General features: G+C 73.4%; 12 protein-coding genes. 3 read left to right on the top strand and 9 right to left on the bottom strand.

Features of this window, described 5'->3' with window-relative positions; genetic code table 11:
- The first annotated feature begins 8 nt into the window (after nucleotides 1-8).
- Nucleotides 9-4745: a histone-like nucleoid-structuring protein Lsr2 gene (locus ACFYSC_RS11890; RefSeq protein WP_389960138.1), complete on the top strand. Its 4737-nt coding sequence runs from the start codon at nucleotides 9-11 to the stop codon at nucleotides 4743-4745.
- A 191-nt stretch (nucleotides 4746-4936) separates the two neighbouring features.
- Nucleotides 4937-5524, top strand: a complete 588-nt coding sequence (locus ACFYSC_RS11885) for an MFS transporter (protein ID WP_389960136.1) — start codon at nucleotides 4937-4939, stop codon at nucleotides 5522-5524.
- 117 nt (nucleotides 5525-5641) lie between these two features.
- On the opposite strand, the gene ACFYSC_RS11880 is transcribed toward ACFYSC_RS11885, so the two are convergent.
- The 6 genes from ACFYSC_RS11880 to ACFYSC_RS11855 form a co-directional block, all read right to left on the bottom strand.
- A complete protein-coding gene (locus tag ACFYSC_RS11880; protein WP_389960134.1) occupies nucleotides 5642-6925 on the bottom strand; it encodes an FAD-dependent monooxygenase in 1284 nt (427 codons plus the stop codon).
- Between the two features lie 44 nt (nucleotides 6926-6969).
- The gene (locus ACFYSC_RS11875) at nucleotides 6970-7584 is read right to left on the bottom strand and encodes a TetR/AcrR family transcriptional regulator (RefSeq protein ID WP_389960132.1); all 615 of its coding nucleotides are present in this window, start codon (nucleotides 7582-7584) and stop codon (nucleotides 6970-6972) included.
- A gap of 204 nt (nucleotides 7585-7788) precedes the next feature.
- A complete protein-coding gene (locus tag ACFYSC_RS11870; protein WP_389960130.1) occupies nucleotides 7789-8199 on the bottom strand; it encodes a YybH family protein in 411 nt (136 codons plus the stop codon).
- A 256-nt stretch (nucleotides 8200-8455) separates the two neighbouring features.
- On the bottom strand, nucleotides 8456-9661 hold the full coding sequence (locus tag ACFYSC_RS11865; RefSeq protein ID WP_389960128.1) for a hypothetical protein: 1206 nt from the start codon (nucleotides 9659-9661) through the stop codon (nucleotides 8456-8458).
- Nucleotides 9658-11334, bottom strand: coding sequence for a hypothetical protein (locus ACFYSC_RS11860; protein ID WP_389960320.1), 1677 nt, complete (start codon nucleotides 11332-11334; stop codon nucleotides 9658-9660). The genes ACFYSC_RS11865 and ACFYSC_RS11860 overlap by 4 nt, the downstream gene beginning before the upstream one ends.
- A 317-nt stretch (nucleotides 11335-11651) precedes the next feature.
- On the bottom strand, nucleotides 11652-12659 hold the full coding sequence (locus ACFYSC_RS11855; protein WP_389960126.1) for an AraC family transcriptional regulator: 1008 nt from the start codon (nucleotides 12657-12659) through the stop codon (nucleotides 11652-11654).
- A 60-nt stretch (nucleotides 12660-12719) separates the two neighbouring features.
- On the opposite strand from ACFYSC_RS11855, the gene ACFYSC_RS11850 reads away from it, so the two are divergent.
- On the top strand, nucleotides 12720-13631 hold the full coding sequence (locus tag ACFYSC_RS11850; RefSeq protein WP_389960124.1) for an SDR family NAD(P)-dependent oxidoreductase: 912 nt from the start codon (nucleotides 12720-12722) through the stop codon (nucleotides 13629-13631).
- Nucleotides 13632-13636: 5 nt separating this feature from the next.
- Here ACFYSC_RS11850 and ACFYSC_RS11845 read toward each other — a convergent pair whose 3' ends face one another.
- The 3 genes from ACFYSC_RS11845 to ACFYSC_RS11835 form a co-directional block, all read right to left on the bottom strand.
- Nucleotides 13637-15250 carry a hypothetical protein gene (locus ACFYSC_RS11845; protein ID WP_389960122.1) on the bottom strand — a complete coding sequence of 538 codons (1614 nt, stop codon included), beginning with the start codon at nucleotides 15248-15250 and terminating at the stop codon, nucleotides 13637-13639.
- Between the two features lie 109 nt (nucleotides 15251-15359).
- On the bottom strand, nucleotides 15360-17111 hold the full coding sequence (locus ACFYSC_RS11840; RefSeq protein WP_389960120.1) for a protein kinase: 1752 nt from the start codon (nucleotides 17109-17111) through the stop codon (nucleotides 15360-15362).
- Between the two features lie 322 nt (nucleotides 17112-17433).
- Entirely contained in the window at nucleotides 17434-18624 is a 1191-nt protein-coding gene (locus ACFYSC_RS11835) for an ROK family protein (protein WP_389960118.1), read from the bottom strand.
- Between the last annotated feature and the right edge of the window lie 18 nt (nucleotides 18625-18642).

Here is an 18642-nt window from a genome sequence, read left to right as displayed (position 1 = left end):
CAAGCCGCGTGAGCGCGCAGCAGTCCCGGGCCCGGGACCCCCGTCTGATCGACTCCACCACGCGCCTGGTGGAGTTCCTCCGCGACCTGGCGACCGCGCGCCGCGCCCCGGTTCGAGACGTCCGGCAACACGGCCAGGTGCTCTGGCTGGTCGACCTGCCCGACGCCGTACGGCCCCGTCCGGAGGCGGGGCCCGGCGAGGTCCTCCTCTCCGTCGACCACGTCCGGAGCGTCCCCCACCCGTCCCCACCCGAGGAACTCCACGGCTGGCTGCGGCCGAACGAGCTCATCGACCCCGAGCTGGACGCCCCCGAACTGTCGGAGACCGGACCGGGGTTCATCGAGGAGCCCGGAGAGGACGGTCGCCCGGTGTCCCGGCCGGAGACCGAGGACGACCGGCCCGACGTGGTCACCGCGTACGAGACGTGGCTTCCCCTATGGCGGGCGTGGGCGGACCGGGAGCGGGAGCGGGTCCGGCAGCAGCGCTGGCACCGCGACCTCTACTCGATCGCCAACCAGCTGGGGCAGATCGACGACGAGTGGGAGCTGGTGCTGGCGACCGGACTGCTGTCCTGGGCCGCCCCCGGTGGCGTCGGCATCCGCAACCACCTGATCGCGACCCGCCTCCACCTGCGGGTGGATCCGGATACCGAGCGGGTCGACGTCCTGCTGGGTGAGGCGGCGCCGGCCCTGCAGGACCGCGAGCTTCTGGCCGACCTCGACGGGTTCACCCCTGAGCGGACCGACCCCCTGCGGCGGCGCGTCCGGGAGGGGGAGGCCACCGGGTTGCAGAGCGGCGTCACCGGTCTGCTGGAGGCATGGTGCGACCGCGGGCTCGACGTCAGGCCCACGCCCCGCTTCCTGCCTGACTGGGCGCCGGGGAAGGCGTCCGGTGGCCCCACCGAGGTACGGCCGGCGCCCGCGCTCGTATTGCGCAAGCGAGACCACGGCTCCCTCATCTCCTACTACGACGAGATGATCTCCGCGCTGACCGGCCCGGACGCCCAGACGCCTCTCGGGCTGGCCCAGCTCGTCGGCTCTCTCGAACCGGAGGAGCGCATGGCCTTCCTCCGGGAGCTTCCGGAGAGGAAGGCCGTCTCAGGAGACGTCCTCGGACAGGACCCGCTGTTCCCACTGCCCGCCAACCCCGAGCAGCGCACGATCATGACCCGGCTGGGGGCGGACAACGGCGTCGTCGTCCAGGGGCCGCCCGGGACGGGGAAGACCCACAGCATCGCCAACCTGCTGTCGGCGCTGCTCGCCCAGGGGCAGCGGGTGCTGGTCACCAGCCAGAAGGCGCAGGCGCTGCGGGTCCTGCGGGACAAGCTCCCGGCGGAGATCGCCGCGTTGTGCGTCTCCATGACCGACCTCGGCCGCGGCGGCTCGGCGGAGCTCGAAGGCGGCGTCAAGGCGCTGTCCGGCCGTTTCTCCTCCTTCGACCCCGCCCGGCAGGCCCGGGGCATCGCCGAGAAGCGGAGTCAGCTCGAAGGCGCCCGCCGTGCCACCGCGGAGCTGACCGAGCGGATCCGGGCTCTGCGTGAGTCGGAGACCTACCACCACCCCGAGGTCGCGACCGGTTACGCGGGCACCCTCGCCGGCATCGCGCGGCGGCTGCGGCAGGAGGCGGCGGAGTGCTCGTGGATGCCGGTACCGCTGCCCGCCTCCGCGCCGCCTGCGGCCCCGATCACCGTCGGTGAGGCGGCGGAACTCATCACCCTGCTGGCCGGGGAGACGCCGCGGCGGAAGGCCCGGCTCTCCCAGCGCCTTCCCGACGTGGCCTCCCTGCCGGGTGTGGAGAGACTGAACGGCCTGATCGCGGCGGAGTCCGCCGCGCACGACGTGGCGCGGCAGGCCGAGACGGAGGTCTCCCGGCGCATCGAGCACCTCACCCCCGCCCTGCTCGCCCGGCTGGAGGGGATCGCGGCCGACGTCGCCGCGCGTCTTCACCGGCTCGACCTGCCAGAGGAGGCGGCGGCCTGGGATTCCGAGGACTGGACGGTCCGTGCGCTGCGGGACGGCCTGGCCGGACGCGAGGTCACGGTCTGGGAACAACTCGCCGCACACGCCGATCGGCTCGCCGCTGCCAGGGACGCCGTCAGGACGGTCGGGTTCCGGGCGATCAGCCACCCGCCGCTGGACACGCCGGGCGCGACCGGAGCCTACCTTCAGGCGATGCGGGAGCTGCGCGACCACCTCGCCGCAGGCAACCAGCTCAAGCGCGGCCCTTTCAGGCCCGCCGTGCAGAAACGGGCCGCGCCATGGCTGGAAGGGACGCTGGTCGACGGGATCCCCCCGTCCAACGCCGAGCTGCTGTCGCTGGTCGTCGCGGAGTTCGATGGCCGGGCCGCTGCGGCCGAACTGCGGCGCGGCTGGTGGCTCGTCGGGGTGGAGTTCCCCGAGGACGTACCGCTCCAGCGGGCGGTGGCTCAGCTCGGGGACGCCTTCGACCGGCTCGGCCAGGTGCGCCACGTCCTGTCGGCGGTGGCGGAGACCACGCGGCTGCTCACCATGGCGGGCGCGCACGTCAGACTCGGCACGCCCGCCGACTGGACCGCGTATGCCGCGGCGCTGCGTGCCGTACGGCTCCGGGCCGAGGCCGCGCGGGCCACCTCAGCGCTGGGTGAGCTGCACGCGGCGTTGCGGCGCGAGGTCGAGCTCGGCACCCCCGCCCCAGAGCTCGTCGAGGCCGCGAACGCGGTGGCCGTACGTGACGACGCCGCCTACCGGCGGTGCCTGCACGCGCTCACCGAGGCGCACCGGGAGCAGGCCGAGCAGCGGCACTGCGACGAGCTCGCCGGCCGGGTCCGCGCCGCCCATCCGGCGCTGCTCCACCTGCTGTCCGAGGCCGGGTCGTGGCGGCCCGGGTTCTCCACGTGGGAGAGGGCGTGGGCGTGGGCGAAGGCGCAGACGTTCTTCACCGAGCAACGCCGCCCCGGCCTGGAGCAGCGGCTGGAGGCCGAGCTGGAGTCGGCGACCGCCCGCGAGATGAGACTGACCGCGGAGCTCGCCGCCGAGCAGTCCTGGCAGGCGGCGCTGAGCAGGATGAACTCCCGGCAGACCACGGCGCTGCGTTCCTACCAGGACCACATGGGCAAGCTCGGCAAGGGCACCGGCCGGTACGCCGCGAAGTTCCAGTCGCTCGCCCGCGAGGCGATGTCGCACGCCCGCGACGCCGTACCTGCCTGGATCATGCCGTTGCAGCAGGTATTGGAGACGATCCCGCCGGTCCGGGACTCCTTCGACGTGGTCATCGTCGACGAGGCCAGCCAGGCGAGCATCGAGGCGCTCTTCCTGCTGTGGCTCGCTCCCCGGGTCATCGTCGTCGGGGACGACAAGCAGTGCGCGCCCTCGACCGTGAGCCACGGCGAGCTCGCACCGATCTTCGCCAAGCTGTCGAGCTATCTGCCGGACCTCCCGGCGTACCTGCGGGACGCGTTCACCCCCAAGTCGAGCCTGTTCGACCTGCTGGCCACGCGGTTCGGCTCGGTGCTGCGGCTCAAGGAGCACTTCCGGTGCATGCCGGAGATCATCGACTTCTCCTCGCGGCAGTTCTACGCGGACGAGCCGCTGGTGCCACTGCGGCAGTTCGGCGCCGACCGGCTGCCCCCGCTGCGGACGGAGTACGTGCCGGGCGCCGTGACCGAGGGGACGACGACCCGGCTGCGCAACCTCGCCGAGGCCGAGGCCATCGTGGAGCGGATCCTCGCCTGTACGGAGGATCCGGCCTACCGGGAGCGGACCTTCGGCGTCGTCGTGCTGCAGGGCGGAGCGCAGGCGCAGCTCATCCACGGCATGCTGCTCGACCGGCTGGACACCAAGGAGTGGGAGAAGCGCAGGCTGCGCGTCGGGACGCCGCCCGACTTCCAGGGCGACGAGCGTGACGTGGTGTTCCTGTCCATGGTGGTCGCCGAGAGACGGTCCGCGCTGACGAGCACCGAATGGCAGCGCAGGTTCAACGTGGCCGCGTCACGGGCCAAGGACCAGATGTGGCTGTTCCACTCCGTCACGCCTGACCTGCTCTCTCCCGCCTGCCTGCGCAGATCGCTGCTCACCTACCTGCTGAACCCCCCGTCGGCGCTGCTCTCGGCCACGCTGGACGATGTGACCCCGGATGTCTCCCATCCGGAGTTCGACTCGCTCTTCGAGCAGCGGGTCTTCCTGCGCATCCGTGAGCGCGGCTACCACGTCGTCCCCCAGGTGGAGGTCAACGGCCGCCGGATCGACCTCGTGGTGAGCGGTGCGGGCGGACGTCTGGCGGTCGAGTGCGACGGTGACTTCTGGCACGGCACGCCCGAGCAGCGGGAGGCCGACCTCGACCGGGAGCGGGAGCTCAAACGCGCGGGCTGGCGGTTCTGGCGGGTCCGTGAGAGCGAGTTCCACTTCGACCCCGAGGCCGCCCTGGAACCCCTCTGGTCCGAGCTCGACCGGCGGGGCATCCGGCCGGGCGAGGTCGCGGGCGAGGAGAGTGGCGGCGCGTCCTCGTCGTGGAACGCGCTCGCTCTGCCGGGAGAGGACGGTTGGGACCGGCTCGACGACCTGCTCGACGGACTCGATGTGCTCGACGATGTGGGAACGCTGACGGCCGGCGCGTTGACGGGTGTCCCCCTGACCGGTTCATCCGCGGAATCGACCACGGCTCGGATACGCTCCTGGGCGCGCAGCCAGGGATACGCCGTCGGCGAGCGCGGCCGTCTTCCCGAAGGAGTGGTCGAGGCGTATCACCGTGCGCACATCTCCGACCGGTAGAAAAGCGATCGGCCATGAGGACGCCTGTCCGATGTGGACCGCGGGATGCCCTTTTCCGGGCCGGTGAGTGAGAGAGGGCCCCCTCTTCCGGAGACCCGCCCGGACCCGCGCCGGGGCCTTTCGGGAGGGGCCGGCTCCGGGCATCGGTCACTTCTCACCACGATCACCAGCCGATCACTAGAGTTCGGGATATGACCAGACGCCGATGGATGCTCGCCTCATTCACCCTCGCCGTCCTTCTCTTCGCGACCAATGTGACCGTGCTGAACGCGCTGGGACCGGCGCTCGCAGACGGCCTGGCGGTTCCCCCCACCTCAGAGTTCGGCATCACCTACTCGTATCTGTTGGCTTTCGTCGCGGTCGTTCTTCCGCTGAAGGCGCGCAAGAGCCTGCTCATCTCAGGGCTCGCGGCCTTCTTCCTCGCGTCCCTGGTGTGCGCCTTCGCCACCGACGTCGGCGTGCTGATCGGTGGCCGGGTGCTGCAGGGCCTGGCCGCCGCGGTCGTGATCCGGGCAGGCATCATGTTCATGACCGGCGCCTTCCCCGGCACTCGGGTGTGGACGGCGGCCGTGGCGCCCCTGGTGGCGGCCATGGTGGGTCTGATGACGGGGTCGGTGCTCGGCCTCGTCATCGCGGATCACTTCCGGTTCGACTTCGTCTTCCTGCTCGACGCGCTGCTGGCCGTCGTCGTCGCGGTGGCGGTCGCCGTCACCTTCCCGGGCACGAAGACGTCAGCCGGAGCCCGGCAGCCTGATCCACACCCCCTGGATTCCGTCTGACCTGGCGCGTCCGCTTCCACACCCGAGAGCGGGCTTCACATCCTCGGCGGCGTCCGCCCCCGGATCTCCCCCCTCTTTCACCCCGGTCCGGGGCGTGCGACTCCAGGACGTCACCGGTCAGCGGGAGCCGCTGAGGGATTCGAGGGAGGCGCCGGACTTGCCGATCAGGGCCGTGCCGAAGTACCTGTCGAGGCCGGGGAGGTTCATCAGCCTCAGGGCGATCCTGCGCAGCCGCAGCCGCGCCGGGGACGACGGCAGGAACCACTCCACCCCGCTCCGCCCGACCTTCTGCTTCTCGGTGACCACCGGGAGCCACTGCTCCTGGTAGCCCGCCAGCGCCGACTCCACGGAGTCCGGGGAGGCCGCGGGGCTCGACGGGTCGGCGGCCGCGAGCCGCTCACCGAGGAGGTACGCGCCGGCCACGGCGAGCGAGGCGCCCTGACCGGCCAGCAGCGACACCGCGCCGCAGGCGTCGCCGAGCAGCGTCACCCGGCCGCTGTTCCACCGCGGCATCTCGATCTGGGCCACCTGGTCGTAGTACACCTCCGACGGCTCGGGGCAGCGTTCCAGCGCCCGGGGGACGAGCCAGCCGAGGGTCGAGCATGCCCGCCGTACGGCTTCCCGCGCGTCCTCCGGCAGGGCGGGATCGGCGGAGCGGTGGACGGTGAAGACCGCCACCCGGCCGTCGCGCAGGCCGTACAGGCCCATCTGCCGGCCCACGGTGTCGGTGAGGCAGAAGCGGCCGTCCACCGCCTTGTAGATCTCGGGGTCGTCGAACACGTAGGCGGCGGTGTGGAAGCCGAGATACCGCAGGAACCGCTCCTCCTCGCCGAAGACCAGCCGCCGCACGGCCGAGTGGACGCCGTCGGCGCCGATCAGCAGGTCGGCGTCGAGCGTCGTGCCGTCGCCGAGCGTCACCCGGACGCCGGCCCCGCCGCCCCCATCGCCCCCACCGTCCCGGCCACGTCCGCCGTCCCCGCCGCGTCCACCGTTCCCTGCGGCCCCGAGGTTCTCGACCCCGGTGACGCCGCTGCCGTAGCGCAGGTCGACGCGGTCCTCCACCTGCTCGCGGAGCGCCAGCTCCAGGTCGGGGCGCATGACGCTCAGCAGCCGGCCGTCCAGCACGCGGCCGAAGCGCTCGTAGTCCAGGCGGGCGCGGGAACGGCCCGCCTCATCGAGGTAGCGCACCCCGTCGAGCCGGTAGCCGAGTTCCTTCAGACGGGGCAGCGTCCCCATCCTCCGGGCCGCGTCGTAGCCGAGCCCGAAGAAGTCGATCATGTATCCCTGGCTGCGCGGGCCGGGCGCCTTCTCGACCACGACGACGTCCCAGCCGTGGGCGTCCAGGCGTTGGGCGGCGGCCAGGCCGGCGATGCCGGCCCCGCAGATCACTGCTCTTCTCATCTCGATCCTTCCGGCTTCTTCGGTACGGGGACCCGGTCGGCGCCTCATCGTCGGGCGCGGCGATCGTCACCTCCGGGGCGGGTGCCTGGGCGGATTCCGGGGCGGGTGAGGAGGCGGCGCAGGACGGTCGTGACGGCCGCCGACGTCAGCTCCGGATTCAGCGGCCGGTGCAGCATCATCCCGTCGAGGGCGGCGGCCAGCACCGAGGCGGTCTCCTCCGGCTCCTCCTGTCCGCGGGCCCGGAGCCAGGAGGCCAGTTCCCGCCGGAACCGGGTGACCAGGGCGGTGAACTCGCGGCGCAGGTCCTCGTCCCGGGCGGCGGCGAGGTAGGTCTCGGTGAACAGCACCGACACCGGGTCGCTCCCGGTGAAGGCGTCGAGCGCGCCGAACATCGCCGCGAGCCCGTCGTCCAGGGTCTCGGCCCGCTCCAGCAGCGGACCGGTCTGCGCGACGACGCCGCCGATGACGTCGAGGGCCGCCTCACTCAGCAGCGCCTGCAGGGACGGGAAGTGGTAGTGGACCAGGCCGGGTGCGACACCCGCCCGCTCGGCCAGGATCCGCGTGCTGACCGCGGCCCACCCCCGCTCGGGGATGAGCTCGGCCGCGGCGTCCAGCAGCTTCCGCCGCACCTCCCGGCCGCGCTCCGCCGACGTCTTCACCCTCGTGCCGCCTCTCTCATCGGACGATCGCCTTGGTCGAACGACTTGGTCACTCGTCCAAGTAATAGCACGACGCGTCCGCGGAGGCCAGCCGACGATCGGTCGTACCCCCGACGCCGACCGGCGATCGGTCATGTCCCGATGCCGGCCGGTTCCGGGGGATGCCGCCGGTCGCGTGTGCCGGGCCGCTCCGGCAGGACCCGGCTACGACGCCGGCTTGATCTCCGTACCCTGGGCGGAGACCAGGCGCCAGCCTCCGGCCGGGTCGGCGGCGAAGACGTGGGTGTAGCGGCTGCCGGCCGTGAAGGCCGTCCCGTCGTCGCCGGTGAAGCTCATCTCGGTCCGCCCGACGACGATGCCGACGTCCCCGACGCGGCGGACGACGGCCTCCTCCGGGAAGGACCGCACGGCCGGGAACCGGAGGTCTCCGGAGGACATCGCGCCGAGCAGGTCGGCCGCGGTGGCGACGGCGCCGTCGTTGACGGCGACGATGACGAAGTCGCCGGCCAGCAGGTCTCCCAGCGCGGCGGTGTCGGCGGTGACCAGCGCGTCGAAGAAACGCCGGTCGTGGTCCAGCAGGGACGCGCGGTCGCCGGGGGTGGCGGTGATGGTCATCGGTCGTGTCCGTTCATCGATGGTGTCCGTTCCCTCGGTGCCGAGGGAACCCCTTCGACGCCGAGGGAACTCCTTCGGGACCGAAGGGAACCCCTTCGGGGCCGAAGGACCGCGATGCTAGACCGTGACGCCGGTGACAAGGTCAAGGGCGGGCCCGTGGCGGGCTCCGGGGACCGGAGCCGAGCGCCCGGCGCGGCTCGCCATCTGGGACCCGCGCCCGGTACGGCCCGCCCTCCCGTCGGGAAGGCGGTCCGGGTCAGCGGGCGCGGCCCGAGCGGCGGGCGTGGGCGCGGTAGTGGTCGAGGACGTCCTGGCGCAGCAGGTGCCCGAAGCCCGCGTCCTCGATGCGCAGGCCCAGTTCGGGCTCGGTCACGCCGAGCGCGGCGGCGGTGGCGGCCAGGTTCCATTCGCACACGGCCAGGTCGTTGAGCAGGCGGCCGCGCCGTACCTGGCTCTGCGACAGCCGGAACGTCTTGAGGTACGCCAGCCGGCCGTCCTCGTCCGTGATGAGCTCGCCGATGTGGTTCCCCCGCTGCGGCTCGAAGGGCGGCAGGAAACGGGACAGCCGGTAGCGGCCCATCGTGTACACCTTCCGGCGGGTGTATCCCGGGCCCAGCAGGTCGGCCGCCATGGTCCGGTCGTGGAAGGCGGCCCACTCCTCCGTCTGGCGGCGGGCCGCGGCGCGCAGGTCGGCGAGCGAGCGCACCTCGGCGTCCACGACGCGGGCGCGGAAGTCGGGCACCGGCATGGTGAGCGTCGCGTAGTGGTGGATCAGCTCGCCGTACAGGTCGTGGACCAGGGTGGCGTGCAGCGCGCGGTAGTCGGCGGGGTGCGGCACCACGAACGCGGCGGCGAGGGCGTCGGCGGCGTAGACGACGGCGCCGCACTGACCGGGGTGGATCTCGAAGACGCGCAGCGCGTCCGCCAGCCCCCGGACCTGGACGCCGGTGTAGGCCTCCTCGGCGCGGGGCGAGAGCCCGCGGTCGATCGCACGCCGCGACCACTCCTCCCAGGCGATCTCGGGTCCGCCGAAGTGCAGCGCCAGGTAACCCTCCATCGCCAGGTGCTGCGGCATGAAGCGCAGCCGGTTTCGCGCCTCGCGGCGGACCATGCTGTGGTGGAAGCGCAGCGGCATGCGGCGGGGCGCGGGCGCACCGTTCTTCGCCGGGTCGCGGAGCTGGGTCCCGTACGCCGCGGCGGGCGTGCCGTCGGACGTCCAGGTCGCCACGAACGCGTGCGGGATGTAGGAGACGTAGTGCCTGCGCGGCCTGACCTCGACGACGTCGAGGCCGCGGAAGGCGTCGGGGCGGGCGTCCTCGTCGAGGCCGGGGTCGTCGTGCAGGAGGGCGTCGAGCCGCAGGTCCTCGATCGGCTCGTCGCGGACCAGCGGCACGAGCCGCACGCCGCCCCATGTCTGTGCCGGGCGGGTGGTGAGCCCGGTGAGGGTGAGCTCCTCCGTCATGCGTCCTCCCCCGGGGTCCGCCGGGCGTTCTCCCCTGCCTCCCCGGTCGTACGGGCCGTCCGGTCGCCCTCGTCCGGCACCGGGTCCGCCGTCTCTGAGGGCTCCGGGGACTGCGAGGTCTCCGTGGACTCCGCCGTACCCGGAAGCTCCGCCGTCTTCGGAAGCTCCCCGGCCCCCGGGGGCTCCGCGCCCAGGAAGGCCGCGACGCGGCGTGCCAGGTGGGCGCGCAGTTCCGGCAGCCCGGTGCGGCCCTCGGCGAACCGGGCCAGCTCCGCGAGGGCGACGAGGTCCTCGGCATCGCGGATCCCGGCGGTCGGCACGCCGGGCGCCAGTCGCCGCACGTCGAAGGCGGCGGCGTCGTACACCGGGTTGAGGTGCACGACGCCGCACGCGCCGTCCGGGTCGAGCCGGGTGCGCCAGACCCGCAGCACCTCTCCCGCCAGGCCGGGCGGCGCGTTGTCCCAGCCGTCGGAGACGATGACGAGACGTTCGGGCCGGGCCTCCAGGGCGTCGAGGACGCGCTCGCCGAGCGGTGTCGCGCCGTGGGGGCGGACGAGCAGCGAGTCCGTACGGCCCGACAACCACAGCGGCGTGTACCGCGAGGCCAGCGCCTCCAGCAGGAAGTCACAGGCCAGCGCGACGGCGAGCGGGCGGCGGCGCTTCTGCGCCGAGCCGTACGACGAGAAGCTGTCGTCGAGCACGGCGGCCACCCGGCCCCAGCGTCCGGCCTGCTCCCCCGCGGTACGGCGGGCCGCCGCGCGCAGCGCCTCCGTCAGCTCGGCGCGGCGGCGCACCCGGTCGTCCAGTGGGAGACCGAGTACGTAGGACGCCAGCCGGGTCAGGGGCATCGTGGTGAGGTCGGCGCGCGCCGCCTCCGCTCCGAGGGTGTGGGCCGACTCCTGCACGCGCAGCCGTTCCAGCCGGGTGAGCCGGGGCGCGATGCGCTCCAGGAAGGCGGCGCGGGGGATGCCGTGCTTCGCCGCGAACCCCTCGGCCACCGTGTAGGGCAGGTCGTAGATCGCCGCCTTGCGGTGGTGGGCCTGCCGCCAGCTCTCCAGGATCGGCGTGGCGTAGGCGGCCTTGCGGTGCGGGGCGAACAGGAACGTGCCCAGCTCCCCTCCCGGCGCCAGGTGGGCGTGACGGAAGGCGGTCTTGACGGCTCCGCGGTACTTCACCGCGTCGAACGCGAGGTCGGGACGGGCGGCCAGCCAGTCCCGCATGATCGCCCTGGTGCGGCGGTTGTTGACCCGGGCGCGGCGCAGCTCGTGGAACAGCCGGTAGACCCGGGGCGGCGGCAGCAGGGCCAGCCGCCGGGCGATCAGGCGTCCCTCGGCCCGGCGTCGGCCCGGGTCCGCCTCGGCGGCCGTGACCAGCAGGTTCCCGATGATCCGGGCGGCGTTGTGGTGGTTGACGTCCAGAGCGAGGGTGGCCGCGTACAGGTCGCGGTAGTTGCCGACCATGTAGTCGTGGAGGAAGGCCAGGGACAGGCTCTGCTCGCCCGCGCCGGAGTGGAACTCGCTCTGTCCGGTGGAGGTGATCGCGGCGTTCACGAACAGCAGGACGTCCTCGGCGGCGACCAGGTCCGCGAAGGTCTCCGTGCTCTCAGCGGCCACGGTGATCGCCCCGTTCTCGGTGGTCGCGACGGTACGGCGCCGGCCGGGGTGTGGAGGCACGAACTGCAAGCCAACGTTTCACAGCCGTTTCCGGAAGTCGCACCGAAGTCCCGCGGCCGGCCCTGGAACGATAACACCGGCTTGTCCGCCTTTTCCTGGCGTTTTCGCCGTCCCACAGCCGCCCGGCGTCTTCGCCGTCCCACGGCTTCCCGGCGTTTTCGCCGCCTCACGGCCGCCCGGCGTTTCGCCGTCACACGGCCATCCGGCGTCTTCGCCGTCCCACGGCTTCCCGGCGTTTTCGCCGCCTCACGGCCGCCCGGCGTTTCGCCGTCACACGACCATCCGTCTCATGACCGCCCGTCTCATGACCGCCCGTCTCACGGCCGCCCGTCACCCGCCGGGCCGGTCCGGCGGCGGGACTCACGCGGGGACGCCGGTTCCCGTCCGCCGTGCCGGAGGCGGAGGTCCCGGCGGCGGAACTCACGCGGGGATGCCCCGGTGACCCGCTTGAACGCGCTGCTCAGCGCGCTCTCCGAGCCGTAGCCGACCTCACGGGCGATCATCGCCACCGTGTCGTCGCCGTGGCGCAGACGGTCGGCGGCCAGTTCCATCCGCCAGGCGGTCAGGTATTCGAGCGGCCCCTGCCCCACGACGTGCTTGAACCGGGCGGCCAGCGTCGACCGGGACACCGCCGCGACCCCGGCCAGCTCGGCCACCGTCCAGGCGTGGGCCGGCCGGGCGTGCATGGCCCGCAGCGCGGGCGCCACGACCGGGTCGGCGAGCCCGGCCATCCAGCCGGACGCCGCTTCCGCCCCGGCGCCGGCCAGGTGCAGGCGCAGCAGGTGGATCAGCATGACCAGGGCGAGATGCCCGGTGACCAGGGTCGAGGCGAGCGGCCGGGCACGCAGCTCGGCGTCGATCTGCTCCAGCGCCCAGCGTACGGTCGCGGCCTCGGCGGTGTGCCCGGGAACGTGGATCACCGGCGGCAGCACGTCGAGCAGCAGTTCCTTGGCTCGCTCCCCGAAGTCGAACCGGCCGCCGATGAGGACCACGTCCTCGTCGGCGCCGACCCGCGCGACGTCGCCGTCGGCCGCCGCGAAGATCGGGCCTGCCGGGACCGGACGCACCCCCGGACCGCTCGCCAGGGTGAAGGCACGCGACCGGGTGAGCAGGAAGCAGTCGCCCTCGGCCAGTTCGAACGGCTCCGGAACACCCTCGACGGTGAGCAGGCAGTGGCCGCGGCGCACCGCGTTGAACTTGACCGCCGGTGGCGGCTCGAACGACAGCGCCCACTCGCCGCCCGCCACCAGCCTGACGGACAGGCGGCTGGTCGTGCCGACGAGGGCCAGGACGTCTTCGAGGGGATCGGCTTGCTGGACGCTCACGCAACCATGGTGGACCCTGAACCATCCCACGTCCAACGCCCGGTTCCTACCGTTGTGGTCATGACACGCATCACCACTCCGTTCAACGCCAGGACCACGGCCGCCGAAGTCCTCGCCGGCGTGGACCTCACCGGGCGGCGGATCATCGTCACCGGCGGCGCATCCGGGATCGGCCTGGAGACCGTCCGGGCACTGCGGGACGCGGGGGCCGAGGTCACCGTCGCGACCCGCGACCCCGGCGACGGGCAGCGGCCCCTGGACCTGAGCGACCTCGACTCGGTCCGCACGTTCACGGCCGGCTGGACCGGGCCGGTCCACGCGATCGTGGCGAACGCCGGGATCATGGCGCTGCCCACCCGCCGGGTCGCCGCCAACGGCTGGGAACTGCAGCTGGCGACGAACTTCCTCGGGCACTTCGCGCTGATCACCGGCCTGTACGAGAACCTGCGACGGGCCGCCGGAGCCCGGGTCGTCATGGTGAGCTCCGGCGCCCAGCTGGGCGCGCCGTTCGACTTCGACGACCCGCACTTCGAGCGTCGTCCGTACGACCCGTGGGTCGCGTACGCGCAGTCCAAGACGGCCGACGTGTTGCTCGCGGTCGGAATCGCCCGTCGCTGGGCCGCCGACGGCATCACCGCGAACGCCCTCGAACCCGGCTACATCCACACCAACCTGCAGCGGCACCTCGACGCGGACGCCATGCGGGCGCTCGGCGCGATGGACGACGAGGGGAACCTGCTGACCCCCGACTACTACAAGTCCCCCGAGCAGGGCGCGGCCACCTCGGTGCTGCTCGCCGCGTCCCCGCTGCTGGACGGCGTGACGGGCCGGTACTTCTCCTCCGACAACCAGGAGGCCGAACGGGTGCCGGGCGGCGCGGGCACGACGGCGGGCGTCGCGGACTGGTCGATGGACCCGGTCGCCGCGGACCGCCTCTGGGACCACGCACTCGCGGCGACGGCGGCCCGCTGAACGGTCTACGCCGTCCGGTACGGCGGGCGCGCGGGGCGGCCGCCGTACCGGAGCAGCAGGATGAGCGCGGAGACGGTGAGTGCGGCGCCACCCCACAGCGGTGAGAAGGCGCGGAACGGCCCGTCGGCGCCCGCTTCGGCGGTGAACGTCCAGTCGGGGTAGACCCGCAGGCCCTCGGACACGAAGTCCGGCCCCTCACCCGCCACACCGACGGTGTCCCGGATCGCGTCTCCCGGCAGGCCCGCCGGGGCGCCGAACGCGACGATCACCCCCACCGCGGCGTTGAGCAGCAACGCGCCCGCCGTCCACCGCGCCCAACCGCGAGTCCTGCGCACCACCGCGACCAGCGCCGCCGCGGTGAGGCCGACGGGCCCGGCGAGAAGGTCGAGGCCCGGCCAGAGCGGGGACGGGCTCACGGTCATGAGACGCACCGGGAGGACCGGGAGGACGTACTCGATCATTCCCCTCGGCCCGATCCAGAACGGCAGGCCGTACGCGAGGTTGAGGGCCACGGGGACCACCGGCAGCGCGACCGTGGCGGCCGCGAGCGGCCACGGTCCGAGCGGAGCCCGGACCGGACGCGGCCGCTCCCCATACGGCACGGCCCGCGCGCGCGGGTCGCCGAGGTCGTGGGCGGACCGGGCCAGCCACACCGGACCGAAGAGTTGGAGGACAGCGGTGACGCCGTGGAGCAGCAGGAGGCCGGGGTCGCCGGGCAGGGCGAAGCCGCCGAACCCGACGAACTCGCCGGCCCCGGTGAAGTCACCGAAGAACCGGGCCGTGAGGGCGAGGGGCAGCAACAGGGCGCCGACCCCCGACCACACGGTGACCCGGCCCCACCGGCCGTCCCCGGCCTGGGCCGCCAGGACCAGCACCATCCAGAGGGACGAGAGCAGCCCGCCCAGCCCGGCGACGTCGAAGAGCCGTTCCACGGCGAGGAGGTCGAGCAGGCCGGCCGTCTCCTGGCCGATCGAGGAGATCCCGGCGGCCAGCCCGGCCACGAGCGCGGTACGGCGGAGCAGCGGGGAGGCGCCGGTCAGCACCCGATGGAACAGCACCGCGAGGGCGAGCGCCATGAACCCGTGGACCACACCCGTCAACGGTGACGGGAGCGGCGTCAGCCACGCGACCAGGTACCAGACCAGGTCGGCGTAGAGGACCGCCCGCAGCCGGCGGACGTCTCCGTCCGGCGCCCGGAACGGCCCGGCCGCTCGGCCGCGGAGGATCTGCCAGAGCATCCACCCCTGGAGCACGCCGGGAAGGAGCAGCGGCAGCCAGAACCATCCCGGGGATGCGGGCGGCTCCATGAAGGTCTCGTGGGTCACCAGCCACCAGGCGGCGCCGCCCTCGCCCGTGATCGCGGCGACGATGACGGAGACGACGGCCGCGACGGCGTAGCCGGCGGCGGCGAGCACGGCGAGCCGCCCGAAGCGGTACCGGCGGCCGGGGACCTCGCCGCCCCCGACGGGCTCACCGCCGGGGACCTCGGCGCCCCCGAAGGGGACGGCGTCCCGGGAAGCACCGGCATCGTGGGAGGGGCCCGCGTCGTGGGAGGGGCCGGCGCCTTCGGAGGAGGTGCCGCTGGAACGGTCGCGGTGACCGGGACGGAAGCGGTGCACGAGTACTTCTCTGGGGGGTGAGGGGACGGAAAAGGAGGACGGATGGGATGGGCGGGACGCCGGGTTGCGGCGAGCCGCTCCGGGAACGCCGATCTTCATCGGCTCCGTGTCAGCGGTCGCCGAGGTTCGCGAGGATGGCGCGAACCTTCCTGGCGTTGGCGTGGTGCGGGCCGTACCTGCGTTCCAGGTCGGGCAGCAGGCGGCCGAGCGTGTGCCCGGCCCGCGCCGTACGGCCCGCGCCGAGTTCCACCAGGCCGATCTGGCAGCGGAGTTCGAGGATGCGGTCCTCCTCGGCGCCGAGCCGCCTCTCGTCGTCGAGGAGCCGGCGGAGATCGGACAACGCGAGGTCGGTCTCGCCCACGGCCGCGTGGCAGTTCGCCTCCATCAGCCGGCAGCGCAGGGCGAGGTTGCTGCCCGGCCCCTCCACGGCGGTGGCGTCGGCGGCCAGCCTGCGGAACTCCGGCGCCGCCCTGCGGTAGTCCCCGCCGAGGAAGAGGAGCTCGGCGAGCTCGATCCGCAGGCCGATGACCTCGGAGCTGGTCGGGCCGAACGACCCGGCCGCGGGGCCCACCATCTCCGCCAGCGCGTCGGCCGCCTGGCCGAAACGGGACGACGCCTTGAGCGCCTCGGCCTCCCGGCGGGCCCGCTCGATGTCCTCGTGCCCGATCTGCACCGACCCGGCGGCGAACCGGAACCGCGGCCGCACCGGGTGGGCGAGGCCCCGCCGTTCGCGGTGCTGCTGCCGTTCGGCGTGCGGGGCCCGGCCGGAGTGCGGGGTCCGTTCGGGGTGCGCGGCCCGGCCGGCCTGGGGGATCCGTTCGGCCTGCGGGGTCTGTTCGGCCTGCGGGGCCCGGTCTGTGTGCGCGGCCCGGTCGGCGTGCGGGACCCGTTCGGCGTGCGGGACCCGTTCGGCGTGCGGCGGGGCGGTGATGCGGCCCACGACCGTGGCGTACATCCGTGCCGGATGGGGCGTTTCCAGGTCGACGTAGCCGGGGAAGGGCGGCAGCTCGCGGCAGAAGTCCAGCAGCCGGTCGTAGACGACGTCCGCGGCGTCCGGCCGGTCGTCCGGATCCTTGGCCAGCAGCCACAGGACGAGGCGTTCCAGCTCCTCGGGGACGTCCGGCCGCCTGGCGCGCAGCGGCCTGGGCGGGACGTCGGTGTGGTTGCGCATCGTGGCCAGCGCCGTGGGGGCCGCGAACTGGTTGTCCCCGGCGAGCATCTCGTCGAGGATCACTCCGAGGGCGTACAGGTCGCTCCGCGGGCTGACGGCCCCGGTCATGGCCTGCTCGGGCGCCATGTACGCGGGAGTGCCGAGCACCTCGCCCGTCCCGGTGAGGCGGATCCCCCCGTCGGCGTCCGCCCCGGCGGAGGCGAGGGCGGCGGCGATGCCGAAGTCGAGGACCTTGACCGTGCCGTCGGGGCAGAGCATCAGGTTCCCGGGTTTGAGGTCCCGGTGCACCAGCGCGTCGGCGTGGGCCACGGTCAGCACGGAGCACACCTGCGCGGCGATCGCCGCGGCCCAGGCCACGGGGATCGCGGTCTCGTCGAGCAGCGCCGAGACCGGGATCCCCCTGATGAGCTGCATGACCATGTAGAGGTCGTCGCCATGCGGGCCGCAGTCATAAACGGTGGGAACGCCGGGATGTTCCAGTCTGGCCGTAATTCGCGATTCGCGCACGAAACGCCGGGCCAGTTCCTTGTCTGGGCGGCCATCGGGAAACCGAGCTGTTTTGATGAATTTGACGGCGATCCGCCGGTCCAGGCGGTTGTCGTAGCCGAACCAGACCTCCCCCATTCCGCCGGAACGGCGGGACGCGGGATCCAGCTCGTAACGTCCGCCGATGACGGTTCCTCTGCCCAAAACCCCGCCTCCAGGAAAGGCGTCAACTTGTCGGATAAATCCGGAGAACCTTACGACGGAAAAATACAGGTTCGCATGCCGCGTCGCCGAGGCGTCTCAGCAATCGGCCGGTCCCGGCCTCCGTCGCCCCGTCGGCGGGGCGTTTTCCGATCGCACGGCCCCGACCCCTCTCGCCGCCTTGACGGACGTTTTCCGGTGGAACGGCCACAGTTCCCGCCGTCACCTCGATGAGCGTTTTCCGCCGGGCCCGTCAGGCTCCGCCTGCCCTGCCGGGGGCGTTTTCCCGGCGGTTTCCGGTTCCGGTTTCCGCCGGCGGCGGGGATCAGCCGAAGACCCTGTCGCGCGTGAGGTCCAGGGCGGTCAGGACCGCGCCCTGCAGGACGGCGTTGCCCGCCACCGTGCTCGCGCGGACCTCCGTCGGAGCCGGGGACAGGTCGCGCAGCCGCACGGCGACCGGCTCGGCGAGGCCGGCGCCGCCCTCGCGGCCGATGCTCCCGCCGAGGATGACCAGACCGGGGTCGAGGATGGTGACGAGGGCGGCGGCGCAGGCGGCGATCCGCCCCGCCGTCTCGTCCCTGTCGAGACCGCGCAGGACGTCGGGCCCCACGAGGTCGCAGAAGAACCCGCCGTCCGTCCGTAGCATGCCGATCTCGCCCGCGCCGCCCGACGCGCCACGCCGTATCCGGCCGTCCAGCACGAGCGCGGCGCCCACGCCCTCGTCGAGCCAGAGCAGCACGAAGTCGTCGCGCCCGGTGGCGGCTCCCGTGCGGTGCTCGGCGACGGCGGCGAGGTTGACCTCGTTCTCCAGCGTCACCGGGACGCCCAGGCCACGCCGTACCGTCTGGAGCAGGCCGGGCTCCCAGCCCGGTACGTCGTTCGGGGCCACCAGGTCGCCGCGCCGCGGGTCCACGAGGCCGGGCGCGCCGAGCACGACGGCGTCCAGGGCCCGGCCCGCGGCGGCCTCGGCGACGACGCTTTCGATGAGCGCGGACAGGCCGGACGTCCCGTCGGCGCCGGAGGACGCGGAAGCGGCGCCGGCCTCGTCCGGCCCCGCCGTACCGGAAGTGCCGGAAGTGCCGGACGAGACGGAGGGATCAGAGGAGCCCAGGGGACCGGAGGGCCCGCCCGGGACCGCGCCCCCTCCGAAGCAGGGAGTGGAACCGCGACCGGTCCAGGGAAAGTCGCGTACGGCGGAGCCGACCGTCCGGCCGGTGATGTCCGCGACCGTCACGTCGACCGCGGTGCGCCGCACGTCCACCCCGGCCACGTGGGCGCGGCCGGCCACGATCCCGAACAGCCGGGCGTTCGGTCCCCGCCGGTTCTCACCGCACTCGCCGGCCACCTCGATCAGGCCGCCGTCCCGCAGCCGCTCGATCAGGTCGGACACGGTGGGCCTGGACAGGCCGGTGAGCTCGCGGAGCTGCGGGGCGGTCAGCGGACCGCGTTCGAGCAGCAGATCGAGGACGAGCCGATCGTTGATCGCCCGGGCCGTCGCCGGGGTCGCGGTCTTCATCCCGCCATATTAGTCAGG

The sequence above is a fragment of the Streptosporangium sp. NPDC004379 genome (genome assembly GCF_042873875.1).
Taxonomy (GTDB): domain Bacteria; phylum Actinomycetota; class Actinomycetes; order Streptosporangiales; family Streptosporangiaceae; genus Streptosporangium.
The sequence above is the reverse complement of the archived record's forward strand: the minus strand, read 5'-3'. Positions and strand labels throughout refer to the sequence as shown.

Excerpts from the sequence above, each read along its gene's own strand:
- ACFYSC_RS11885 (WP_389960136.1), top strand. The coding sequence starts at position 4,937 with ATGACCAGACGCCGATGGATGCTCGCCTCATTCACCCTCGCCGTCCTT.
- ACFYSC_RS11880 (WP_389960134.1), bottom strand. The coding sequence starts at position 6,925 with ATGAGAAGAGCAGTGATCTGCGGGGCCGGCATCGCCGGCCTGGCCGCC.
- ACFYSC_RS11870 (WP_389960130.1), bottom strand. The coding sequence starts at position 8,199 with ATGACCATCACCGCCACCCCCGGCGACCGCGCGTCCCTGCTGGACCAC.
- ACFYSC_RS11865 (WP_389960128.1), bottom strand. The coding sequence starts at position 9,661 with ATGACGGAGGAGCTCACCCTCACCGGGCTCACCACCCGCCCGGCACAG.
- ACFYSC_RS11850 (WP_389960124.1), top strand. The coding sequence starts at position 12,720 with ATGACACGCATCACCACTCCGTTCAACGCCAGGACCACGGCCGCCGAA.
- ACFYSC_RS11835 (WP_389960118.1), bottom strand. The coding sequence starts at position 18,624 with ATGAAGACCGCGACCCCGGCGACGGCCCGGGCGATCAACGATCGGCTC.